Source organism: Actinophytocola oryzae, assembly GCF_004364325.1.
Taxonomy (GTDB): domain Bacteria; phylum Actinomycetota; class Actinomycetes; order Mycobacteriales; family Pseudonocardiaceae; genus Actinophytocola; species Actinophytocola oryzae.
In genome coordinates this window covers 183021-205279 of sequence record NZ_SOCP01000009.1, presented here as the reverse complement: position 1 = coordinate 205279, position 22259 = coordinate 183021, and the positions used below count along the sequence as shown (strand labels likewise).

Sequence of the window (22259 nt, the reverse complement as noted above, 5' to 3'; positions counted from 1 at the left end):
ACTAACCCCCCTTGTGGGTGAGCCCGCGGCGTGCCGGCCGGGCAGGCGGTTTGCGCTCCGCTGATCTTTACGGCATGTTGACCCGTAGGTGTGCCGGGAAGTCTGGTCGGCGGAACGTGTCGTCGACCGGTCTGGAGTGGGATGGACAACGATGCACACCCGTCGGGTCAGGACGCCCGGGTTCGCCTGTTCGGGCGCGGGTCGTGGCCCGAGGCACGACGGATCGGCGACATCCTCCGCCTGGAGACCGTCGGTGGGGTGCTGCTCGCCGTGGCCGCGGCGGCCGCGCTCGTGTGGGTCAACTCGCCGTGGCGGTCGGGCTACGAGTGGCTCTCCGAGCTGCGGATCGGGCCCTCGGCGCTGCACCTGGACCTGACCCTCGCGCAGTGGGCCGCCGACGGGCTCCTCGCGATCTTCTTCTTCGTCGCGGGGCTCGAGCTGAAACGGGAGTTCGTCGCGGGCGACCTGCGGGACGTCCGGCGGGCGGTCCTGCCGGTGGCCGCCGCGGTGGGTGGCATGGCGGTCCCGGCCCTGCTCTACACCGCCGTGAACGCCGGCTCGCCGGACGGGTCGGCGGGCTGGGCGATCCCGACGGCCACCGACATCGCGTTCGCGCTCGCGGTCCTCGCCCTGATCGGCACGCACCTGCCCTCGGCACTGCGCACGTTCCTGCTCACGCTGGCGGTCGTCGACGACCTGATCGCGATCGTGCTCATCGCCGTCGTCTACACCGACACCCTCTCCCCGCTCCCCCTGCTGCTGGCCCTCGCGCCGATCGCGGTGTTCGCCGTGCTCGTTCAGCGCAGGGTCCGGTCCTGGTGGCTGCTGCTGCCGCTGGCGGTCCTGGCCTGGGTGCTGGTGCACGCGTCCGGCGTGCACGCGACCGTCGCGGGCGTGCTGCTCGGCTTCACCGTGCCGGTCCGGCGACGCGCGGCGGGCCCGGGTCCCGGGCTGGCCGAACACTTCGAACACCGCTGGCGGCCGCTGTCCGCCGGGGTCGCCGTGCCGGTGTTCGCGTTCTTCGCCGCGGGCGTGTCGGTCTCCGACGCCGGCGGCGCGCTGGGCAGGCCGGTGACGCTCGGCATCATCGCGGGCCTGGTCGCGGGCAAGGCCATCGGCGTGTTCGGGGCGACGTTCCTGGTACAGCGGTTCACCAGGGCGAGCCTCGCGGAGAGCATCGGCTGGTGGGACGTGCTCGGGCTCGCCCTGCTCGGCGGCATCGGCTTCACCGTCTCCCTCCTGATCGGCGAGCTGGCCTTCGGCGCGGGCTCGGCCCAGGACGCCGATGTCCGCATCGGCGTCCTCGCCGCGTCCGTCACCGCCGCGGTGCTCGCCACGCTGGTGCTGCGGATCCGCAACGGGGTCTACCGGCGCCTGTGCGACGACGAGCGGCGCGACACCGACGAGGACGGCATCCCGGACGTCTACCAGCACGAGAGGTGACCACACGATGTTCGGCGACTCCACCGCGTTGCACGTGATGACCTTCAACCTGCGCTACGCCGCCGCGCGGGGCGCCGACGCGTGGCCGAGGCGGCGGCCGGTCATGGCGGAGCTGCTCCGCCGCGAGCAGCCCGCCGTGGTCGGCACCCAGGAGGGTCTGCGCGACCAGCTCACCGACCTCGACCACGACCTGCCCGACCACTACGACCGGATCGGGCAGGGCCGCGAGGGCGGCGACCGGGGCGAGTTCACGGCCGTCCTCTACGACACCCGCCGCGTCACCCCGTCGACACACGGCGACTTCTGGCTCTCCGACACCCCGGACGTGCCCGGCTCGGCGTCGTGGGGCAACGTCACCACGAGGATGGTCACCTGGGTCCGCTTCACCGACCGGCCCACCGGTCGAGAGTTCGCGGTGGTCAACACCCACCTCGACAACCTGTCCGAGCACGCGAGGGTGCGCGGCGCCGAGCTGCTCCGCGACCGCGTCGCCGCGTTCGAGCCGGACCTGCCGGTCATCGTCACCGGCGACTTCAACGCCCCGGCCGGGCGGTCGGCGGCGTACGGGACGCTGACCGCGGCGGGCCTGGCGGACACCTGGACCGCGGCGGCCACCCACGCGACCCCGCGGTACGCGACCTTCCACGGCTACGGCGGACCGGTCCCCGACGGCGACCGGATCGACTGGATCCTCACGAGGGGCACGGCCGGGGTGCCGGCGGCCGGCATCAACACCTTCGCCGTCGACGGGCAGTTCCCGTCGGACCACTTCCCGGTCCAGGCACTCGTGTCCCTCGCCTAACGCGCCGCCATCGCGATCTCCCTGGCTCGCGGGTACCGGGCCTTTCCGGTGGCGCTGCGCGGGATCTCGGGCACGAGCGCGAGCACGCGCGGGAGCTTGTAGCCCGACAGCGAAGCGCGCAGGAAGTCCCGCAGCTCCTCCAGGGCGACCGTCCGGTCCACGCGGGGCTGGACGACCGCGGCGACGGCCTGGCCGTACCGCTCGTCCGGCACGCCGACCACGAGCACGTCGTACACGGCGGGATGGGCCTTGATCGCGCCCTCCACCTCCTCCGGGTACACCTTCTCACCGCCCGTGTTCACGCAGTTCGAGCCGCGGCCGAGCAGGGTGACCCGGCCGCCCTCCTCGATCCGCGCGTAGTCGCCGGGGACCGAGTACCGCCTGCCGCCGATCTCCAGGAACGTCGCCGCCGAGCGCACCGGGTCGTTGTAGTAGCCGACCGGCACCGAGCCGCCGCGGCCGAGACGTCCCACGGCGCCGACGTCGCCCGCGAGGTCGAGGATCGCGCCGTCGTCGTCGATCACCACGCCGTCCGGGCCGAGGGTCACGACCGGCCCCTCGCCGCCGACCCGGTCCCTGTCCTGCAGGCCCATGCCCTGGAAGCCGGTCTCCGACGCGCCGACGGAGTCGGTGAACAGGGTGTCCGGGAACGCGGCCAGCCACCGCTTCTTGACGGCCGGGCTGAAGATCGCGGCGCTGCTGGCGACCGCCACCAGCGCCCCGGCGTCACGCGGGGCCCGCTCGTACTCCTCGATGAGCGGCCTGGCCATCGCGTCGCCGGTCATGAAGATCAGCTGCACCCGGTCACGCTCGATGATCTCCCAGGTCCGCCTCGGGTCGAACGTCGGCTCGAGGATCGTCAGGTGACCGGCGAACAGGTGCATCAGCAGGCCGGCCTGCGCGCCGCCGTGCATGAGCGGGCTGAGCGGGAACGTGACCAGCCGACCGTCCATTGTGGCCTGTGTCGACTGGTCGTACTCGGACAGCCGCGCGCCGCTGTAGAAGTCGATGCCGCCGCAGAGCACCCGCCAGAAGTCCTCGTGGCGCCACATCACGCCCTTGGGGAACCCGGTCGTGCCGCCGGTGTAGATGACGTGGAGGTCGTCGGGGCTGCGCGGGCCGAAGTCGCGTGCGGCGCTCTGGCCCGCGATGGCGTCGGCGTATCGCACGCCCGCGTGCTCGGTGTCGGCCTCCGGCGGACACGCGTCCGGGATGACGACGACGGTCCCGAGCCTGTCGTGCTTCGGCGCGCACCGCGCCACGAGCGGGGTGTAGCAGCTCTCGTGGATGAGCGCGACGATGTCGGCGTCGTCGAACAGGTAGTCCAGCTCGCCCTCGACGTAGCGGTAGTTCACGTTGATCGTGACCGCGCGGATCTTCACCACGGCCAGGATCGCGACCACGTGCTCGACGCTGTTCTTCGCGTAGATCCCGACGTGGTCGCCGACGCCGACGCCCCGCGACGACAGGTAGTGCGCCAGGCGGTTGGCGTCGCGTTCCAGCTCGGCGAAGGTCACCACGCGGTCGCCGAGCTTCACCGCGGGCTTGTCGGGAACGGCATCGACGGCATGCTCGACGAGGTCTGCGATGTGGAGGACCATGACGGGCGATTCTATCGACTGATTGAATCAGTTGATAGTCTCGTGGGGTGTCCACCCGAGCCGCACTGGTCGCCGCCGCGGAGCGCCTGTTCGCCGAACAGGGCGTCGGCGCGGTGTCGCTGCGCACCGTGATGCAGGCGGCCGAGACGAACGTGGCGGCGATCCACTACCACTTCGGCTCGAAGGAGGGGCTGCTCGACGCCGTGCTGCGTGGCCGTCTCGACCAGATCGTCGGCGAGCGGGACGCCGTGCTGCGGGACCTGGCGGACGGCGAGGTCACCACGCACGACCTTGCCCGCGCGTTCGTACAGCCGGTCGTCGCCGTCCTCGACGCGGGCGGCGAGCACTGGGTGCGCCTGGTCGGCCAACTGCTGGCCAGGGGCGACGGCGCGGGGCTCGGCACGCTCGCCGGGTCGTTCCTCCGGCGCAACGCCGCGTTCGTCGAGCTGCTGGAGCGGTGCCGCCCCGGCGTCCCCGCCAGGGTCCTCAACTTCCGCCTGACCCAGGCGATGAACGTCACGCTGACCGTCCTCGGCGACGTGGAGCGCACCAGACTGCTCCAGGGACCGGACGCGGGGACCCCCGAGGAGGTCGTCGCCGACCTGGTCGAGGTCGTGACATCGATACTGGCCGGTCCGCCGCCGGACCGTCGCGGGAGGAGAGGTTCCGTTGGGCGCCAACCAGCGAGCACAGGTTGAGATGACGGCCGAGGAGGTCGAGGCGTTCGTCGCAGGCCGCCGCACGGCGACGCTGGTGACCGTCGGCGCGACCGGCCACCCCCACGCGGTCGCGATGTGGTTCGCCGTGCTCGACGGCGTGCTGTGGTTCGAGACCAAGGCCAAGGCGCAGAAGGCGGTGAACATCCGGCGTGACCCGAGGGTCACCGTCCTGCTGGAGGACGGGGAGACCTACGACGCCCTGCGCGGCGTGTCGCTGGAGGGCCGCGCCGAGGTCGTCGACGACGCGGCGGCGCTGTGGGCGGTCGGCGTCAACGTGTGGGAGCGCTACCACGGGCCCTACGGCGAGGAGACGAAACCGATGGTGGCGGCCATGCTCCACAAGCGGGTCGCGGTCCGGGTGGACGTGACGCGGGTCCGCTCGTGGGACCACCGCAAGCTCGGCCTCCCCCCGATGCCACTCGGCGGCTCGACAGTCGGCCGATAGATCCACAGTGGACTGACCACAGTGGACTCCACGTCGCTGCGCGGGTACGCTGCGTCCTCGTGCGGGCTCTGATCGGCGAAACCCTTCCCTGTCTGGCCGGACGGGCCCATAATCGAACGTGTGAGCGATGAGGTGCGGGACGTCGCGCGGGGGGTCTACGGCGCCGCGCGCCCGGTCCGGCCGGCTCGCGACGAACGGATCCCCCTTGACTGCCTGCGTGGGCACCGGCTGGCCATCGCCGGGGCGCGGTCCAGCTACCACCACCGGTACGCGCTCACCGAGATCACCTGCGGGGTCTGCTACGCCCTGCACGACCCGCTCGCCAGCTGGTGTCTCGTCAACCCCGCCCGGCAGCACACCGTCGACGGCGCACCACGTACGGGTCTCGTCCTCGTCCGCGTCCCGCCGGACACCCGCGCGGGCGTCGGCCAGCTGCGGCTCCACGTCGACGGCGTGGCACTCGCCGACATCGACGTAGCCGTCTGCGGGCCGTGCAGGCGTGGCGTCATCGAGCACGTGCGCACCGACGAGCCGCACCGGCGGCGCGGCTACGGCCGGGTGCTCGTCGCCGCCGCACTCACCCTCGCCCCGCCGGACACCTACCAGTGGTCCACCACCGAGGTCGCCGACGACCCGGTCGCCCGCGCGTTCTGGGCGGGCATCGACTGGCCCGGCGACCTCGCCGGGCCCGTGTACTGCACCGACATGGAACGGGCCGCGGGCAGGCTGCCGGACTGGTAGCCCCGGCCGGTCAGCCGCCGGAGCCCGCCCGGTTGGCCGTGGCGAGCAGCCACAGCAGGTACGGGGCGCCGACCGCGCCGGTCACCACGCCCGTGGGCAGCTCGGTCGGCAGCACGTGCCGCGCCACCAGGTCCGCCACCAGCAGCAGGCTCGCGCCGGTGAAGCCCGCGGCCGGCACGCTGCCCGTGGCCGGATTGACGCCGACTCGTGTGCTTTTGTCCGGAACGCAGGGGGTCAGGTGCCGGGCTCACCCGCGTCCAGCTCGGCCTGGTTGCGTTTCAACAGGTCCATGTCGACGCCGGTGGTGGCGAGCTGGGCCACGGCCCGTTCGACGTCGCTGACCAGCGGCTCCATGTCCGCGACACCCGAGGAGTTGCCTGGCACGCTCGCGACGGCCACCAACTGCTCGTCGAGCTGCTGGATCTGCTGCTCGATGGTGACCCGCTGCTCGATCGTCACCGCGTCACCCATCGGCTGGGCGTCGAGCGACCGCGCCGCGGCGGCCAGGCGGCGGTGCAGCCTCGCCTCCGGGGTGTGCGCCCCCGCCCACTCGCGTGGGGCGTTCGGCGCGAGCCCTGGGCCGCCGGTACGCGCCTCGTACTTGCGCTTTCCCTTGCGCGCCAACGCGACGGCGAACAGCACCGCCGCGACGACGACCACGAGTACCACGACAAGGAGCACGGTTCCCACGTCAGCCTCCGCGTGACTGGTAGAGGACCACGACGGCGACGATGACCACGAGCGCGACCAGCACCGCCAGGGTGACCTTGATCTTGCTGATCGGGCGGCGGCCTTGCACCTCGCCGGTCACGCCGTTGATGCACACCTGGAACGGCGTGCCCTCGTAGATCACCGTGAGCAGCCAGATGGGCATCAGCAGGTACTTGAACCGCATGTCGTACCAGTGGCTGTCCCTGCTGTGGACGCGCTGCTGGCTGCCGCCGATGTCGCGGCGGATCGTGCGTTCGATCTCCTGGTCCATCTGCTCGCGGGCAGGTTCGAAGCACTGCTCCGCGGTCAGGTCGTAGGTCCGGCTCAGGTGCCCGGCGACGTACTCCGCCGAGTACGGCCGCGCCTGCTCGGTGGGCCACGGCTCGAGCTTGGCGACCTTGCCCTCGTCGAGCCCGGTGTTGGCGAGGATGGGCAGGTCGTCGAACTCGTTGTGCACCCGGCCACGCACGTGCGTCCACCGGATGCGGGTCTCGGTGCGCTGGTTCTCACCTGAGCCGACGGTGACGGTGTAGGTGGTGCCACGCTCACCGGTGTAGTCGGTGTCGGCGGAGGCGTCGAAGGTGAAGTAGGAGGCGTAGACGCTGGTGAACGACCCGACCTCGCTGTATTTCTTGAACTCGTTCGGCGCGAACCAGCGACTCTTGATCCACTTCTCCACGACCTCGCGGGCGACCGGCTCGGCGACCTGGAACGGCAGCACGGCGTCGACCGGGAGGCGGTTGGGCGAGTCGTGGATGTCGTCACGTTGGATCGGGGTGGCGCAGTAGGGGCAGCGGGTGGCGGTGAGGGTGCCGCTGAAGGTGGTGTGGCCACCGCAGTTCTGGCAGACGATCTCCTTCTCGGCACCTGCCTGGACGACCATCCGCGCCTGCTGGGTGCGCATCAGCCCGAGATCGTGCTCGACGACCGACCGGCCGGCGTCCTCGATGATCGGCTGCTCGTTGCCGCAGCTGGGGCACTTGAGCAACTGAGCGGCGATGTCGAACACCAGCTGCGCGCCGCACTGGTGACAGGGGTAGGTGCGGGTCTGCTCGGTGGTGTGCAGGGTCGCCCGCAGCGCCGGGTCCTGGCTGGTCGACGACCCCTGGTAGGGCCCTTGGTTCGGCCCGGCGGGAGGCGGTGGCGGCCCCTGGTACTGCCCGGGCCCGCCGGGCAGGGGCGGCGGCCCGTGCCCCGGACCGGCGGGAAGCGGCGGTGGCCCGGGCTGCCCGGGACCACCCGGCAGCGGCGGTGGCCCTTGGTCCGAACCGTTGGAGAACTGCGGTGGCCCCGGGTGGCGCGAACCGTTCGGGAGGGGCGGTGGGCCCTGGCGGTGCTCGTGGCCGTCCGGTAACGGAGGGGGGCCGCCGGGCAGCGGGGGCGGACCGCTCGGCCCGGTCACGCGTTGCCACCCCGTTGCGACGCACCCGGCAGCGGCGGCGGCCCGGCCGGGGCGAACAGACCCGCGAGGGCGGGCACGGTCTGCGCGGCAGCCCACCCGGCCATCCCGTTCGCCCACACGAGCGTCGCGGGCGTCAGCTGCCCGCCCGCCACGAACGGGCGCAGCTGGTCCGGCGTGTACGGCCCCGCCGCGGCACCGTTGATCTCCACGTGGAACTGCTGGGCACCGGGCAGCGGCGGCGGACCCGCCTGTGGCGCGGCCTGCGGCGCCCCCGCGGCCATCATGCTGCCCATCTGCTGCCCCAGCGCCATCCCGAGACCGGCACCCATCATCGACCCCGCACCACCACCCTCGTTGCGGGCCGCCGCGACCATCGCCTCGGCCGCGGCACCCTGCTGGAGGCGGTCCATCGGGCCGACGTTGTCCAGGTAGCGGGCCTGCTCCACACCGCGGGCCACGCCGCGGGTCATCGCCTCGGTGACCTCTTCCGGCAGCGTGATCGTCATGACGATGTCGTCGATCTTCAGGCCGAACTCGTCGTCCACCCGCTCCTGGACGTAGTCCTTGAGCTTGCCCGCCAGCTCGGTCTGGCGGCCCTGCAGGTCGATCACGCCCAGCCGCGTCTCGAGCACCATGTCCGAGAACGCCTGCGTGATCACCCGGCGCAGCAGCTCGGAGATCTCGTCCGTGGACACCGACGAGTCGGTGCCGATGACCTCGCGCAGGAAGATCTCGGGGTCGGCGATGCGCAGCACGCACAGGCCGTTCGCCCGGACCTGCACCATCGTGAAGTCGGGGTCACGCACGGTCACCGGCGACGGGGTGCCCCACCGCAGGTCGGTGACCGGGCGGGTGCTGATGAAGTAGACCTCGCTGCGGAACGGGCTGCGGAACCCGTGCGACCAGCCCTGCAACGTGGACAGGATCGGCAGGTTCTCGGTCACCAGCTCGTAGTGGCCCGGCCCGAACTGGTCGGCGAGCTGTCCACGGTAGACGAACACCGCCCGCTGTCCCTCTCGGACGATCAGCTCCGCGCCGTTCTTGATCTCGTTCTCGTAGCGCGGGAAGCGCCAGGCGAGCGTCGACCGACTGTCGTCGAGCCACTCGATGATGTCGACGAGCTCACCCTTGAGCTTCGCGATGATGCCCATCCCGGTCCCTCCCACGAACGCCTACGTCGCGCCGAAGTCTAGGCCGACGCGGCCCCCTCGGTCGGGGAGATCACCGTGTTCGCGCGGGTCGTGCCCTTCCGTTCGGACCTACGGGTGGCCGTTCGCCTACAGCGGGTCAGCCCTCGAGCCAGGTCACCTGTTCGGGGGTCAGTGTCACGTCCAGTGCACGCAGCGAGCCGTGGGTCTCGGCCAGGGTGCGGGGGCCGATCAACGCGAACGTCGGGAACGGTTGGTGCAGCACGTAGGCGAGCGCCACCGCCGTCGTCGGCACGCCCAGTGACGTCGCCAGCTCCGCCGCCCTCGCCAGACGCGCGAAGTTCGCGTCGCTGTAGTAGCAGCGCACCAGTTCCTCGTCGGAACGGTCGTCCGGGTGCGCCCTGCCCGTGAAGAAGCCGCGTGCCTGGCTCGACCACGGCAGCAGCGGCAGGTCGTGCGACCGCAGCCACTCCCGCGACACCGCGTCGGTCACGTGCACGCAGCCCTGCCACGGCACCGCGTACGCCTCGGCGAGGCTGAAGTGGTTGCTCAGCGCGGCGAACCCCGCCACGCCGTGCGCGGCCGCGTACTCCGACGCCTCCGTCACGCGCGGCAGGGTCCAGTTCGACACGCCGTACGCACGCACCCGCCCGGCGGCGCGCTCCTGCTCCATCGCGTCGACGAACTCGCCGACCGGGATCTCCGGGTTGTCGCGGTGCATGAGGTACAGGTCGAGGTGGTCGGTGCCGAGGCGCTCCAGCGACTCGCCCAGCTGGCGGTGCAGTGACTCCGGGTCGCAGTGCGGGGTGTGGCAGCCCTTGCCGATGATCACGACGTCGTCGCGGACACCCCGGTTCGCCACCCACCGGCCCAGCAGGCGCTCGTGGTGGCCGTGGCCGTACAGCCAGGCGGTGTCGAACGTGTTGCCGCCCTGCTCCACGTAGTCGTCGAACATCACCGACGCGTGCGGGAGGTCGCGCTGGTTGTCCACGCCCATCACCAGGCGCGACACCGGTTTGTCGATGCCGGGCAGCCTGCCGTACGGCAGGCGGTCGCCCCGCCGCAGCGGTCCGCCGTGGACGGTCGGGGTGTTCCGCTCGACCGGGTACTCGAGCCCGATCGCGGCCCGCCACGCGTCCAGCGCCGCCGCGTTGCCGAGGCTGTCCGCCCACGACATCTGCGGTGCCTGGCGGTCGGCGAGGTGGTCGGCGACCGCGTCGGCCTCGGCCGCGTACTGCGGGATCGCCTCGGTCGTCACCTCGCGGGGCTCCTCGCCGACCCGGTGCACGGCGACGCGACCGGGTACGTCCGGCGCGGGCACCCACGGGTCGGCGACCTCCAGGAAGCCCTCGCTGCCGACGACCCGGATCGTGTTGTCCGCGGTGAGGCGCACTCCGGTGGCGACGTGCGCGGTGAGCCCGTCGCCGAAGTCCAGGGTGGCGATCGCCCACTCGTCCACGCCGGTCTCGCCGAGGTGGCCCGCTCCGGTCACGGCCACGGGGTCGACGAACGGCAGCCCACGCGCCGCGCCCGCGACGAGCCGGGCCGCCGACACGGGATAGCCGCCCACGTCGAGGATTCCGCCCCCACCCAGCTCGGGCGCGAAGAGCCTGCCGGTCGGGTTCGACGCCGTGGCGAAGGCGAACGACGCCTGGACGTGGCGGACCTCGCCGACCACACCGTCGCGGACCAGGTCGGCCAGCGCCCGGATCTGCGGGTGGCACCGGTACATGAACGCCTCCATCAGGAAGACGTCATGCCTGCGTGCTGCCTCGACCGCGGCCATCGCGTGCGCCGAGGTGATCGCGAGGGGCTTCTCGCACAGGATGTGCTTGCCTGCCCGTGCCGCCCGCACCACCCACTCGGGATGCCCGGAGTGCGGGGTGGCGACGTACACCGCGTCCACCTCGGGGTCGTCGAGAACCGCCTGGTAGGAGCCGTGCGCGCGAGCCCCGCCGAACTCGGCGGCGAACGCGGCCGCCCGCTGTTGGTCCCTGCTGCCGACGGCGACGAGCCGTCCGGTGCGGGAGTTCGGCAGCTGCCCGGCGAACGCGCGGGCGATCCTTCCGGGGCCGACGACGCCCCACCTCAGCTGATCAGCCACACGACATGACACTACGGGCTGGCATGATCCCGTGTCATGCCTGACCTGGAGACGCAGCGCCGCGACGTGCTCACCGCCCGCGACCTGTCCCGGCTCGCGGCGTTGCTCGCCGACCACCCCTACCTGGCCACCACCCGCATGGCGCCGACGGACCACCACCCCCTCGGCGCCGACGTGCTCGGGTACCTGGCCATGCTGCGGTTCGACAGCGCGCGGCTCGGGCTCACGGGCGACCTGCCCGGCACCGGCGCGGTGGCGAAGGCGCTGATCGACGCGGGCGCCCCGGTGGACGGGCATCCCGGCGACCGTGAGACCCCGCTGATCACCGCGGCCAGCTACGGCGACGCCGAGGTGGCCGCCGTCCTCGTCGCGGCGGGCGCCGACGTCGACGCCGTGTCGGCGGCGGACTCCGGTGGTGTGCCGGGAGGTTCGGTCGTGCAGCACGCGGCGGTGTTCGGCATGACCGGGGTGCTGGACCTGCTCGTGGCCGCCGGCGCGCGGATCGAGAGCCTGGAGATGGCTGCGGCGGCAGGCGACCTCACGGGGTTCTCCCTCGAGCAGTTCACGCCGCAGGAACGGTTGCGGGCACTGGTGTTCGCGGCCGACCACGAGCGGCTCGACGTCATCGACGCGCTCGTGGCCGCGGGCACGCCCGTCAACGAGGCTGACGCGCGGTGGCGGCGACTGCCCCTGCACGTGGCCGCCGGGAACGGCAGGGTCGCGTCGGTCCGGCGCCTGCTCGGGCACGGCGCGGACCCGTCGGTCGTGGACCCGGCGACGCACAGGACCGCGCGGGAGTGGTGCGCGAACGCCGAGGTCGCCGCCCTCCTCGCCGGGTGAGCCGGGTGCAGAATGGGTCGAGAGGGAGGCTCTGATGACGCGTTTCTCCTACACCCCGCTGCCCGTCCGGGTCGTGTTCGGCACCGGGACCGCCGGACAGGTGCGCGCCGAGGTCGAACGGCTCGGCCGGTCGCGCGTGCTGCTGCTGCGCAGGCCCGGCCGTGCCGAGGTGGTCGAGGAGGCGTTGGGGCCGCTGGTCGTCGGCCGGTTCGAGGACGCGGCGATGCACACGCCGGTCGAGGTGACCGAGCGGGCGCTGGCGGTGTTGCGTGGCGCCGAGGCCGACTGCGTGGTCGCGGTAGGCGGCGGCTCGACCACGGGGCTCGCGAAGGCACTCGCCGACCGCACGGGCGTCGACCAGGTCGTGCTGCCGACGACGTACGCCGGGTCGGAGGTCACGGCCGTGCTCGGCGAGACGCGGGACGGGGTCAAGACCACGCGCTCGTCGCCGGAGGTGCTGCCGGAGACCGTGATCTACGACGCCGAGTTGTCCCGCGACCTGCCGGTGCCGGTCGTGGTGACGAGTGCGGTCAACGCGCTGGCCCACGCCGTGGAGGCGCTCTACTCCCCCGACGCGAACCCGGTCGTCGACGGGCTCGCCGTGGACGCGGTCGGCAGGCTCGCCCGCGGGCTGCGCGGCCTCGCGACCGCCGACACCCGGGAGGAGCTGCTGCACGGCGCGTGGCTCGCGGCGACGTGCCTCGGCGCGGTCAGGACGGGGTTGCACCACAAGCTGTGCCACACGCTCGGGGGCAGCTTCGGGCTCCCGCACGCGCCGACGCACACGGTCGTGCTGCCGCATGCCATGGCGTACAACGCGGCGGCGGCACCCGAGGCGATGCGCCGGGTGGCGGACGCACTGGGCGCGACGGACGCGCCGTCGGCGGTGTACGACCTGATCGTCACGGCGGGCGGCCCGACGTCACTGCGTGAGCTGGGGCTGGCGGAGGCAGACCTGGACCGGGCGGCGGAGCTGGCTGTCGAGCACCCGTACCCGAACCCGGCGGCGCTGACGCGGGAGGGCATCCTCGGGCTGCTGCGCCACGCGTGGGCAGGCGAGCGTCCGGCAGGGGTGTCCCCGAGCCTGGACGGGCTGACCGCGCAGGTCGTGTCGACGTTCGCGGGCCCGCCCCGGCTGCGTGCGCTGCTGACCGACCTGGTGCCGAGGCTGCACGCGTTCGCCGTGGACAACGACCTGACGCAGGAGGAGTGGCAGCACGGGATCGAGTTCCTGACCCGAGCCGGGCAGATCAGCGACGACAAGCGGCAGGAGTTCGTGCTGCTGTCGGACACGCTGGGGGTGTCGAGCGTGGTGGACGTGCTGACGAACTCGCGGACGCCGGAGACGACGCCGTCGGCGGTGCTGGGGCCGTTCTACGTGGAGGGGCCGCCGGAGCTGGCGCAGGGGACGGACATCGCGCGGGGGCTGCCGGGGGTGCCGCTGTGGGTGGACGTGCGGATCACGTCCACGTCGGGTGCGCCGGTCACCGGGGCGGTGGTGGACGTGTGGCAGTCGAACTCGGACGGTTTCTACGACGTGCAGCTGCCGGACCTGGACGGGCCGGTGCTGCGTGGGCGGCTGCTGTCCGGTGAGGACGGTCGGGTCAGGTTCTGGTCGATCCTGCCGTCGGAGTACCCGATCCCGGCGGACGGTCCGGTCGGCGAGATGCTCCGTGCGACGGGGCGCCACCCGTACCGGGCGCCGCACCTGCACTTCATGATCCAGGCGGCCGGGCACCAGAAGCTGATCACCCAGCTCTTCGTGTCCGGTGGCAGGTACCTGGACTCGGACGCGGTCTTCGGCGTGAAGGAGGACCTGATCGTCGACTTCGAGCCCCGCACGGGCCCGGCCCCCGACGGCCGCGAACCGGCCGGCGACTGGCGCGAGCTGACCTTCACGTTCCGCGTCGCACCGCTGGCTTCGCCGCACTGAAGGACGCCTTCCTTACGTTGGGCGCGGGTCCGCACGGTGGGAGCGGCACCTTGGGTGGCGCCCCCGGGCGTTAGGAAGGCCCAGCCAGAGGCCACCCGGCACACCACACCCGGAACGCACTGAAGGACGCCTTCAGTAGCCCCAGCGTTACGAAGGCGTCCTTCAGTGCGTTGGGCCGTCAGTCCGTGCCCGACTCCATCGCCGCGCTGTCCAGGGCGTCCGGTTCGACGACGGCGTCGTCACGGGCGGCGATGGCTGCCGCGCCGCCCGGGGACAGTTCGCCGATCAGGCCGATCATGCCGTCCCACGGGGTCAGCTGGCCGTGGGACGTGTACTGCTCCAGCTTCGAGCGCGAGTCGGCGATGTCCAGGTTGCGCATGGTCAGCTGACCGATCCGGTCCCCCGGCCCGAACGCCGGATCCTGGCTGCGTTCCATGGACAGCTTCTCGGGGTGGTAGCTCAGCGCGGGCCCGGTCGTGTCGAGGACCGTGTAGTCCTGGCCCCGCCGCAGGCGCAGCGTGACGCTCCCGCTCACCGGGTAGCCCACCCACCGCTGCAGGCTCTCGCGCAGCATCAGTGCCTGCGGGTCGAACCACCGGCCCTCGTACAGCAGCCGACCGAGGCGGCGGCCTTCCATGTGGTACATCGCCACGGTGTCCTCGTTGTGGATGGCGTTCAGCAGGCGCTCGTAGGCCACGTGCAGCAGCGCCATGCCCGGCGCCTCGTAGATCCCCCGGCTCTTGGCCTCGATGATGCGGTTCTCGATCTGGTCGGACATGCCAAGGCCGTGCCTGCCGCCGACCTCGTTGGCCCGCCGGACCAGCTCGACGGCCGACTCGAAGGAATCGCCGTCGATCGACACCGGGCGACCGTGCTGGAACGTCACGGTGACGTCCTCGGCCGGGATGTCGACGTCCGCCGACCAGAACGGGACGCCCATGATCGGGGACACGATCTCGATCGACGTGTCCAGGTGCTCCAGCCGCTTGGCCTCGTGGGTGGCGCCCCAGATGTTCGCGTCCGTCGAGTACGCCTTCTCCGCCGAGTCGCGGTAGGGCAGGCCGCGTTCGACGAGCCACTGCGACATCTCGTGCCTGCCGCCGAGCTCGGTGACGAACTCCCTGTCCAGCCACGGCTTGTAGATGCGCAGGTTCGGGTTGGCGAGCAGCCCGTAGCGGTAGAACCGCTCGATGTCGTTGCCCTTGAAGGTGGAGCCGTCGCCCCAGATGTCGACCTCGTCGGCGTGCATGGCACGCACGAGCAGCGTGCCGACCACCGCGCGGCCCAGCGGCGTGGTGTTGAAGTACGTGTGACCCGCCGACCGGATGTGGAAGGCACCGCACGCCAGCGCGGCCAGGCCCTCCTCGACCAGCGCCGCACGGCAGTCCACCAGTCGCGCCCGCTCCGCGCCGTAGGCGAGTCCCCGGTCCGGCACCGCGTCCAGGTCGGGCTCGTCGTACTGGCCGACGTCAGCGGTGTAGGCGTAGGGCACGGCGCCGCGTTCACGCATCCACGCCACGGCGACAGAGGTGTCCAGACCGCCGGAGAACGCGATACCCACGCGCTCGCCGACCGGAAGCTCGCTCAGGACCTTCGACATTGATCCATTATGGACGCGGCACGACTACCGCCCGTGGCCGCCCCCACTGTCGGTACAGTGGTCCCGTCGCCAGGTCGGGGGACGACATCCTGGGGGATACCGTGACTGCTGGCCATGAGGAGACTCCTGTCTCCCGACCGAGAAAAGGGCTGGTCATCGCGGCCGGCGCGCTGGCGGTGGCCGCCATCGTCGTCGTCGGCGTGCTCCAGCTCGCGCCGGACGGGCCGACCGAACCGGTCGCCGCGACCGAGGCACCACCGGTGCAGCTCACCGCCGCCGACGTGGCCAACCAGTTCCTGTCCGCGTTCGCCGCGGGTCAGGCCGCCGACGCCGCGCGGCTGACCGACGACGAGGCCGCCGCGACCACGCAGCTCGCCGAGGTGTGGCGCACGCTTTCGCCGACAGCGGTCACCACGGTCCCGGCGACGGCCGAGGTCCCGCCACCGGACGCGACCGTCGTGGACGAGAAGTTCACCCTGTCGTGGCACTGGGGCGTCCGGGAGTGGACGTACGACAGCGGGCTGCACCTGGTGAAGAAGGAGGCGGGCTGGCGGGTGAACTGGCGGCCCACGCTCGTGCACCCGAAGCTGGCGGCCGGACAGAGCCTGGCGCTGCGGGACGGGAACGGCCAGCCTGCGGTCGTCGACCGCGACGGCACGCCGCTGGTCAACCGGGTCGGCGAGGACACGGCCCCGGCCGACCCGACGCTCGCGCCCCGGCTCGTCGGGGCCATGGGCCGGGTCGCGGCGGGGCAGGGCACTGCGGGCGGCTGGTACGTCGCGCTGGTCGACGCGGCCGGCAAGGACCTCGAGGTCGTGTACGGCAGCCCGACGGCGTCGCTGGTGTCGACGCTGAGCGTGCCGGTGCAGAAGGCGGCGCAGGCGGCCGTGGACTCGCAGCCGCTGCCGACGATGCTGGTCGCGATCCAGCCGTCGACCGGCGACATCCTGGCCGTGGCGCAGAACGCCGCGGCGGGCAGCGAGCCGACGGCGTTGAACGGCCTGTACCCGCCGGGGTCGACGTTCAAGATCGCCACCGCGACGGCGCTGGTGGAGGGCGGGGTCGCGGACGTCGGCACGGTCGTGCCGTGTCCGGGCTCGACGACCGTCGGGCAGCGAACCGTGACGAACGCCGGTTTCGAGCTGGGTGACGTGCCGCTGCGGACGGCGTTCGCGAAGTCGTGCAACACGACGTTCGCCGAACAGGCCGCGAAGCTCGCGCCCCCGGCGCTGGGTGACGCGGCGGACCAGCTGGGGCTCGGCGCGGACTTCGACATCCCGGGCATCACCACCGAGGCGGGCAGCGTCCCCGACCCGGCGAACGCGACCGAGCAGGTGGAGGACAGCATCGGGCAGGGGCGGGTGCAGGCGAGCTGCTTCGGCATGGCGCTCGTGTCGGCGACGGTCGCCTCGGGCGGTGCGGTGACCCCGAAGCTGTGGCGGGACCTGCCGACCACGGTGACGACCCCGTACTCGGCGCCACCCGCGCGGGTGGTGGGCTCGCTGCGGACGATGATGCGTGACGTGGTGACGGCGGGCCGGGCCGGCGCCCTGGCGCGGTACGGCCCCGTGGCAGGCAAGACGGGCACGGCCGAGATCGACGGCGGCGCCGCGCACGGCTGGTTTACCGGCTACCGCGACGACCTCGCGTTCGCGACACTCGTGGTGAACGGCAACACGTCCGACACGGCGGTCGCGGTGACCGGCACGTTCCTGACGGCACTCGGCTGACCCAACGCACTGAAGGCGTCCTTCAGTACGTTCCCGGCCGCGGCCCGGGTGCACTGAAGGACGCCTTCGTAACGCTGGGCGTACCGAAGGGAGCCTTCATCACGCTGAGCGCACTGAAGGACGGGTTGCAACGCTCCGTGGACCGTGGCGCGGCTTTGGTCGCGGCTGTCCGATCCCGTGTTTCCCGGTGAGGGGGCGCAGGTCTCGCCCGCCCGGGTTTCGGCCTGACAGAACGCGCCTCGCGCCCGCTGCACGGGCGGGGTGCACTGCGTACTTCAGTGCGGTGTTACAGAGGGCGGTATGCCTGGTAGACGACGCCGTTGTCGTAGGGGACGCAGGCCGACAGGGACATCTTCACCGGCTTGCCCTCGTTCGGGAACAGGTGCGGGCCCTCGCCCAGGGTCAGCGGGAAGACGAACAGGTGCAGCTCGTCGACGAGGCCGTCGGCCAGCATGGCGCGGACCAGGGTGCCGCTCCCGCTGACGTACAGGTCGCCGACCTCGTCCTTCAGCGCCCGGATGGCGTCGGGGTCGTACGCGCCGAGGACCTTCGTGTTGCGCCAGCTCGCGTTCGTCAGCGTGCCCGACACCACGTACTTCGTCGTGTCGTTGAAGAACGGGGCGCCGGGGTCGTCGTCGACGGTCCGCTTCGACCACGCGGGCTCGAACATCTCGTAGGTCGTCCGGCCGAGGAGGATGCCCCGCGCCCGGCCCGTCAGCACAGCGAGCGCCTCGCCCATGTTCGGGTCGAAGCCGTAGTCGAACGTCCACACTGGCGCGTCGATCACGCCGTCCAGGCTCATGAACTCGTGAACGTGAACTTCTCCCACGTGGCACCTCCGACTCGACTGTCACGGTTCGGAGCAGCATAGGGCCACGAATCCTCGGTCAGCGTCTCGAACACGCCGGTCAGGGCCGCCCACACCACCCGGGCCGAGGTCTGCGCCGACACCATCGGCACGTGCCGGTCACCCACCGCCGCGGACACCTCGCGCACCAGCCGATCGGTGTCGCCGCCGTGGCTCGCGCCCCGCGCGATCCACTCCCCCATCGCCTTGGCCACGGCGTGCCGCGCCGGGTCGCGGGTCGCCCACGCGAACATCGGCAGCTCGACGGTCAACGTCCGGATGCCCAGCTCCTCCTCTATGTACTTTCCCGCGCACTCGGACTGGACCACCCCGATCCGCGACGCCGGGAAGAACGCGTAGGTGAACGTGTCCAGCACGTGCGTCCACGTCGCGCCGAGCACCGGCGGCGGGCAGAACGCACGCAGGCGCGCGGTCACCTCCGGCCACACCCGGTTCGCGTACAGGTACGGCGACACCGCGCCGACGTCGTTGTGCAGCAACACGAACGCGTCGGGCCGCAGCTCCTCCAGCTGGTCACGCAGCCGGGCGGCACGCATCTGCGCGAGCGTCATCGGCACCCGGCAGTGCGCGAACTCGGCCTGGTCGGCCAGCGGCTGCAGGTACCCGGCCGCCGCGTAGCCGACCGGGTCCACCGGGAAGCCGAAGCGCCGCGCCGCCGGGGGCGGGTCGATGGGTCCGATGAGCGCGATCCGCCCGTGCGGACCGCCGTAGCTCGGCAGCGTCGAGGTGAACGCCGAGCCGAGAGGTTCGTTGGCGTGCGGCAGGACCCCGACCGCGACGAGAGGTCCGTTCTGGCCGTGGATCTCGGTCAGCTCCGCGGGCGGCCACGAGTACCGGGCCTCACCAAACGCCGTACCCACCGTCCACCACCAAGACGTGCCCAGTAACGTGCCGGACGCGGGGAAAAGGCAGCGGCCCGTCGAGCGCGGTCTCCCGCCCGAACCGGTTGACGAACTGCCGCCCGACCGGGGAGTCGAGGTACTCCTGGTTCCCGGGGCCGGCCGGGTAGCCCGGCGCGAGGACGTCGCACCGCACGCCCCGGCCCGCGTACTCCAGCGCGATCACCTTGCGGCGCCTGCGTTCGGCCATGCCGGGCGCGTAGGCGCGGCACAGCCGCACAGCGGTGCCGGTGTCGAGCGGCTCCGCCGGCGGTTCCGCGTCGCGGTCCACGCCGACCTTCGCGCCGGCCCCGGTGAACGCGGTGGCCGCCGACTTCCCGGCCGCGCCCGTGAGCGGGACGATCGGTCCCTCGAGCGACCATGGGGTAGTGGTCATGCCGTCTCCAGTTGTTTCGCCGTGCGGCCGGACAGGAGGTCGACCGGAAGTCCCGGTGTGCCGGGACTTCACGTGCCGGCCCACGCAGCCGGGCCCGCAGCGAGATTCTGTCCACATCGGACGGAGAGCGAGCGTCGTCGCGTCCGGTGAGGGGAACGCACTTCCGTGAATCCCTCATCCACTGACGGTGACAACGTTAGGACCCCGGTCTCGCACAATTCACCAATCGATTTTGAAAATCACTGGTATCGCAGGTCAGGAGGTCGGAATTCCCCGCGGACAAGGCAAAGCGGGCGTGCCCTCTCGTGGAGGGCACGCCCGCTTCCGGTTTCTTCGCTATGCCGCACGGACCCAGTCGCCGAACGCGTCGAGGTCCGGCAGGACGATCGAGGCGAAGGCGCGGACGAGGAAGTCGTCGTTCTCGCCGGTGATGGCCACGACGGTGGCACCGCCGCGGTGGGCGGCCTGCAGCTCGGCCGCCGCGTCGGTGACCGCGTCGCGGTCGGGCAGCCAGGCGATGCACACCTCACTGCCCGAAGCGAGGCCCGTCAGCCGGTGGAACTCGTCCAACCGGTCGGCCCCTTCCGGGGCGGAGGTGCGGTGCCAGGTCTCCACCGGGTCGTGGACCACGGCGTGCGGGTCCACCGCACGGATCGCGCCGCTCAGGTGCCTGCGCAGGTCCAGGTCGACCGTGCCGCGCCGAACGCCGTGCGTCAGGCCCACCAGGTAGTAGGAACGCTGCCTCGACGGCACACCGGCACGCATCCGCATGCGGTAGTCGGCAAAGTCCACCACGCTCATGCTGCCGCCTTGTGCACAGCGGCTGGGGGGTAGTCGTAGAAGCCGCGGCCGGACTTCTTGCCGAGCAGCCCCGCCGACACCATCCGCGCGAGCAGTGGCGGCGGCGAGTAGTGGGGCTCGCGGTACTCCCCGTACAGGGACTCGCTGATGGCCTGCACGATGTCCAGCCCGATGAGGTCGCTCAGCTCGAACGGGCCCATGGGGTGGGCGCAGCCGAGCTTCATCGCCTTGTCGATGTCGGTCATGGTCGCCACGCCCGACTCGTACACGCGGATCGCCGAGAGCAGGTACGGGATCAGCAGTGCGTTCACCACGAACCCGCTGCGGTCCTTGGTGCGGACGACCTGCTTGCCGAGGACGTCGGTCACGAACGTCTCGGCCGTGGCCACCGTCTCCTCCTCCGTCAGCACCGAACCGACCAGCTCGACGAGCGGCAGCACGGTGACCGGGTTGAAGAAGTGGGTGCCGACGACCTTGCCGGGCCGGTTCGTCACGCGGCCGAGCTGGATGATCGGGAACGACGACGTGTTGGAGCCGAGGATCGCGTCGGGGTCCTCGACCACCTTGTCCAGCGTGGTGAACACGTCGAGCTTCACCGACTCGCGCTCCGGCCCCGCCTCGATCACGAACTGCCGGTCGGCGAAGTCGGTGAGGTCGGCGGTGAACGACACGCGGGAGAGCGCGGCGTCGCAGTCGGCCTCGGTGATCTTCCCCTTGCGCAGAGCGTGGTCGAGCGAGCCGACGAGCTTGCGGCGGCCGTCGGCGATCCGGGCGGGCCGGGAGACCGCGACGAGCACGTCGAGCCCGGCACGGGCGCAGACCTCGGCGAGCCCGGCGCCCATCACGCCGCACCCGACGACGCCGACGCGTCGAATCCTGTTCATATGAGAGATCACTTCCCTGACGGGGCGGCCCAGCGCAGCAGGCTCGCTCCCATGGACATGCCGCCCCCGAAACCGAGCAGCAGGACGAGTTCACCGTCGGCCAGCAGGCCGGCGCGGTTGGCCTCGTCGAGCGTCACCGGGATCGCGGCGCTGCCGACGTTGCCGTACTTCTCGACGGTGCGGTGGGTGGTCGCACCCGTCAGCCCGCACCGCTCGACGAGCCGCTCCAGCAGCACGCCGTTCGCCTGGTGCGGCACGACGTGGCGGACCTCGTCGGCCGCGACGCCCGCCCGCGCGAGCAGCTTGTCCACGAACGGCGGCACCTCGTGCAGGACGATGTCGGTGACCTCCCGCCCGTTCATGCGGAAGAAGTGCCCGCCGCCCGACAGCGTCGCCTGTGACGCCGGTTGACGGCTGCCTCCCGCCTCGACGCGGATGACGCCGTGCGCGTCGCCCCGGCTCGCCAGGTCGAAGTCGATCATCCCGCGCGAGGGCGGCACCGCACCCACCACCGCCGCGCCCGCGCCGTCGCCGAACAGGACGGCCGTTCGCCGGTCGTCGAAGTCCAGGATGCGCGAGTAGAGGTCGGCGCCGATGACCAGCACGTGCGCGCCTGGCCGGGTGGCCACGAGCGAGCGTGCCAGCACGATGGCGTGCACGAAGCCCGCGCACACGGCGTTGACGTCGAAGCACGCGGCCCCGAAGGCGCCGAGCAGGTCCTGCACGACGCACGCCGTCGGTGGTTGGGGGAAGTCACCGGTCGACGTCGACACGATGAGGTAGTCGACGCGGTCGACCGAGAGCCCCGCGTGCTCGAGCGCACGGGCGCCCGCCCTTGCCGCGAGGTCGGAGGTCGCCTCGCCCGCGGCAGCGAAGCGGCGGGACCGGATCGCGGTCTTGCGTTCTATCCACTCGTCGGTGGCACCGGGGACGCGGCTCGCGATCTCGGAGTTCGTCACCACCCACTCGGGCACATAGGAACCGGTACCGAGAATGCCGATGGACACCGAACCCTCCTGGCTCGTTTTCCTGATCGAGACGACTTACCACGTGGTTACCGGTCGCTGGAGGGTTATCCGCGGCTGGCTTGTGTAGTCATCTCATGGTGCAACGCGCGTGGAGGTATGGCAACGGCCCCAAAAAGGGTTTCACCGCGATTCCAGCGCGCATTACCCGAAAAAGACCGAAATACTGACCGGGTGATGGGCGCGG

At 71.9% G+C, this 22259-nt stretch carries 21 protein-coding genes; 8 read left to right on the top strand and 13 right to left on the bottom strand.

Annotated elements, in window-relative coordinates:
* The first annotated feature begins 141 nt into the window (after positions 1 to 141).
* Together nhaA and CLV71_RS24615 are read left to right on the top strand one after the other, a co-directional pair.
* Positions 142 to 1443: a Na+/H+ antiporter NhaA gene (gene nhaA / locus CLV71_RS24620; RefSeq protein WP_133905216.1), complete on the top strand. Its 1302-nt coding sequence runs from the start codon at positions 142 to 144 to the stop codon at positions 1441 to 1443.
* 7 nt (positions 1444 to 1450) lie between these two features.
* Positions 1451 to 2245 (top strand): endonuclease/exonuclease/phosphatase family protein, encoded by a 795-nt coding sequence (locus CLV71_RS24615; protein WP_133905215.1) that lies wholly within the window; start codon positions 1451 to 1453, stop codon positions 2243 to 2245.
* Here CLV71_RS24615 and CLV71_RS24610 read toward each other — a convergent pair.
* Positions 2242 to 3846 (bottom strand): acyl-CoA synthetase, encoded by a 1605-nt coding sequence (locus CLV71_RS24610; protein ID WP_133905214.1) that lies wholly within the window; start codon positions 3844 to 3846, stop codon positions 2242 to 2244. The two genes, CLV71_RS24615 and CLV71_RS24610, sit on opposite strands and share 4 nt — an antisense overlap.
* A gap of 47 nt (positions 3847 to 3893) precedes the next feature.
* On the opposite strand from CLV71_RS24610, the gene CLV71_RS24605 reads away from it, so the two are divergent.
* The 3 genes from CLV71_RS24605 to CLV71_RS24595 all read left to right on the top strand — a co-directional run bounded on the left by CLV71_RS24605 (position 3894) and on the right by CLV71_RS24595 (position 5751).
* Positions 3894 to 4544: a TetR/AcrR family transcriptional regulator gene (locus CLV71_RS24605; protein WP_133905213.1), complete on the top strand. Its 651-nt coding sequence runs from the start codon at positions 3894 to 3896 to the stop codon at positions 4542 to 4544.
* A 1-nt stretch (position 4545) separates the two neighbouring features.
* Positions 4546 to 5010: a pyridoxamine 5'-phosphate oxidase family protein gene (locus CLV71_RS24600; protein WP_133905212.1), complete on the top strand. Its 465-nt coding sequence runs from the start codon at positions 4546 to 4548 to the stop codon at positions 5008 to 5010.
* 120 nt (positions 5011 to 5130) lie between these two features.
* Positions 5131 to 5751, top strand: coding sequence for a GNAT family N-acetyltransferase (locus CLV71_RS24595; protein ID WP_133905211.1), 621 nt, complete (start codon positions 5131 to 5133; stop codon positions 5749 to 5751).
* A 10-nt stretch (positions 5752 to 5761) separates the two neighbouring features.
* Here CLV71_RS24595 and CLV71_RS24590 read toward each other — a convergent pair whose 3' ends face one another.
* The 5 genes from CLV71_RS24590 to CLV71_RS24570 form a co-directional block, all read right to left on the bottom strand.
* Positions 5762 to 5989 carry an iron chelate uptake ABC transporter family permease subunit gene (locus CLV71_RS24590; RefSeq protein WP_133905210.1) on the bottom strand — a complete coding sequence of 76 codons (228 nt, stop codon included), beginning with the start codon at positions 5987 to 5989 and terminating at the stop codon, positions 5762 to 5764.
* Complete coding sequence (locus CLV71_RS24585) at positions 5986 to 6441, bottom strand: hypothetical protein (RefSeq protein ID WP_133905209.1); 456 nt, start codon at positions 6439 to 6441, stop codon at positions 5986 to 5988. Before CLV71_RS24585 ends, CLV71_RS24590 begins: the two co-directional genes overlap by 4 nt.
* Position 6442: 1 nt before the next feature.
* A complete protein-coding gene (locus tag CLV71_RS24580; RefSeq protein WP_208297736.1) occupies positions 6443 to 7864 on the bottom strand; it encodes a TFIIB-type zinc ribbon-containing protein in 1422 nt (473 codons plus the stop codon).
* Complete coding sequence (locus tag CLV71_RS24575; protein WP_133905208.1) at positions 7861 to 9015, bottom strand: SPFH domain-containing protein; 1155 nt, start codon at positions 9013 to 9015, stop codon at positions 7861 to 7863. The genes CLV71_RS24580 and CLV71_RS24575 overlap by 4 nt, the downstream gene beginning before the upstream one ends.
* A 136-nt stretch (positions 9016 to 9151) precedes the next feature.
* The gene (locus CLV71_RS24570; RefSeq protein ID WP_133905207.1) at positions 9152 to 11116 is read right to left on the bottom strand and encodes an aldo/keto reductase; all 1965 of its coding nucleotides are present in this window, start codon (positions 11114 to 11116) and stop codon (positions 9152 to 9154) included.
* Positions 11117 to 11152: 36 nt separating this feature from the next.
* Here CLV71_RS24570 and CLV71_RS24565 point away from each other — a divergent pair, with 36 nt between their 5' ends.
* Both CLV71_RS24565 and CLV71_RS24560 read left to right on the top strand, forming a co-directional pair.
* Positions 11153 to 11956: an ankyrin repeat domain-containing protein gene (locus CLV71_RS24565; protein ID WP_133905206.1), complete on the top strand. Its 804-nt coding sequence runs from the start codon at positions 11153 to 11155 to the stop codon at positions 11954 to 11956.
* A gap of 34 nt (positions 11957 to 11990) precedes the next feature.
* Positions 11991 to 13889, top strand: a complete 1899-nt coding sequence (locus CLV71_RS24560; protein ID WP_133905205.1) for a maleylacetate reductase and hydroxyquinol 1,2-dioxygenase domain-containing protein — start codon at positions 11991 to 11993, stop codon at positions 13887 to 13889.
* A 178-nt stretch (positions 13890 to 14067) separates the two neighbouring features.
* Here CLV71_RS24560 and argG read toward each other — a convergent pair whose 3' ends face one another.
* Positions 14068 to 15489 carry an argininosuccinate synthase gene (gene argG, locus CLV71_RS24555; protein WP_133905204.1) on the bottom strand — a complete coding sequence of 474 codons (1422 nt, stop codon included), beginning with the start codon at positions 15487 to 15489 and terminating at the stop codon, positions 14068 to 14070.
* 101 nt (positions 15490 to 15590) lie between these two features.
* On the opposite strand from argG, the gene CLV71_RS24550 reads away from it, so the two are divergent.
* Complete coding sequence (locus CLV71_RS24550) at positions 15591 to 17219, top strand: penicillin-binding transpeptidase domain-containing protein (protein WP_243866684.1); 1629 nt, start codon at positions 15591 to 15593, stop codon at positions 17217 to 17219.
* Between the two features lie 286 nt (positions 17220 to 17505).
* Here CLV71_RS24550 and CLV71_RS24545 read toward each other — a convergent pair whose 3' ends face one another.
* The 6 genes from CLV71_RS24545 to CLV71_RS24520 form a co-directional block, all read right to left on the bottom strand.
* The gene (locus CLV71_RS24545) at positions 17506 to 18006 is read right to left on the bottom strand and encodes a dihydrofolate reductase family protein (RefSeq protein WP_243866683.1); all 501 of its coding nucleotides are present in this window, start codon (positions 18004 to 18006) and stop codon (positions 17506 to 17508) included.
* Positions 18007 to 18017: 11 nt separating this feature from the next.
* Positions 18018 to 18947 carry a M14 family metallopeptidase gene (locus CLV71_RS24540; RefSeq protein ID WP_133905202.1) on the bottom strand — a complete coding sequence of 310 codons (930 nt, stop codon included), beginning with the start codon at positions 18945 to 18947 and terminating at the stop codon, positions 18018 to 18020.
* Positions 18928 to 19362: a Rossmann-fold NAD(P)-binding domain-containing protein gene (locus tag CLV71_RS24535; RefSeq protein WP_133905201.1), complete on the bottom strand. Its 435-nt coding sequence runs from the start codon at positions 19360 to 19362 to the stop codon at positions 18928 to 18930. The genes CLV71_RS24540 and CLV71_RS24535 overlap by 20 nt, the downstream gene beginning before the upstream one ends.
* 336 nt (positions 19363 to 19698) lie before the next feature.
* On the bottom strand, positions 19699 to 20163 hold the full coding sequence (locus tag CLV71_RS24530) for a hypothetical protein (RefSeq protein ID WP_133905200.1): 465 nt from the start codon (positions 20161 to 20163) through the stop codon (positions 19699 to 19701).
* Positions 20160 to 21047: a 3-hydroxybutyryl-CoA dehydrogenase gene (locus CLV71_RS24525; RefSeq protein ID WP_133905199.1), complete on the bottom strand. Its 888-nt coding sequence runs from the start codon at positions 21045 to 21047 to the stop codon at positions 20160 to 20162. The genes CLV71_RS24530 and CLV71_RS24525 overlap by 4 nt, the downstream gene beginning before the upstream one ends.
* An 8-nt stretch (positions 21048 to 21055) precedes the next feature.
* A complete protein-coding gene (locus tag CLV71_RS24520; protein WP_133905198.1) occupies positions 21056 to 22054 on the bottom strand; it encodes a 3-oxoacyl-ACP synthase III family protein in 999 nt (332 codons plus the stop codon).
* Positions 22055 to 22259 lie beyond the last annotated feature (205 nt).

Excerpts from the sequence above, each read along its gene's own strand:
- nhaA (WP_133905216.1), top strand. The coding sequence starts at position 142 with ATGGACAACGATGCACACCCGTCGGGTCAGGACGCCCGGGTTCGCCTG.
- CLV71_RS24615 (WP_133905215.1), top strand. The coding sequence starts at position 1,451 with ATGTTCGGCGACTCCACCGCGTTGCACGTGATGACCTTCAACCTGCGC.
- CLV71_RS24610 (WP_133905214.1), bottom strand. The coding sequence starts at position 3,846 with ATGGTCCTCCACATCGCAGACCTCGTCGAGCATGCCGTCGATGCCGTT.
- CLV71_RS24600 (WP_133905212.1), top strand. The coding sequence starts at position 4,546 with ATGACGGCCGAGGAGGTCGAGGCGTTCGTCGCAGGCCGCCGCACGGCG.
- CLV71_RS24575 (WP_133905208.1), bottom strand. The coding sequence starts at position 9,015 with ATGGGCATCATCGCGAAGCTCAAGGGTGAGCTCGTCGACATCATCGAG.
- CLV71_RS24565 (WP_133905206.1), top strand. The coding sequence starts at position 11,153 with ATGCCTGACCTGGAGACGCAGCGCCGCGACGTGCTCACCGCCCGCGAC.
- CLV71_RS24560 (WP_133905205.1), top strand. The coding sequence starts at position 11,991 with ATGACGCGTTTCTCCTACACCCCGCTGCCCGTCCGGGTCGTGTTCGGC.
- argG (WP_133905204.1), bottom strand. The coding sequence starts at position 15,489 with ATGTCGAAGGTCCTGAGCGAGCTTCCGGTCGGCGAGCGCGTGGGTATC.
- CLV71_RS24535 (WP_133905201.1), bottom strand. The coding sequence starts at position 19,362 with ATGACCACTACCCCATGGTCGCTCGAGGGACCGATCGTCCCGCTCACG.
- CLV71_RS24530 (WP_133905200.1), bottom strand. The coding sequence starts at position 20,163 with ATGAGCGTGGTGGACTTTGCCGACTACCGCATGCGGATGCGTGCCGGT.
- CLV71_RS24525 (WP_133905199.1), bottom strand. The coding sequence starts at position 21,047 with ATGAACAGGATTCGACGCGTCGGCGTCGTCGGGTGCGGCGTGATGGGC.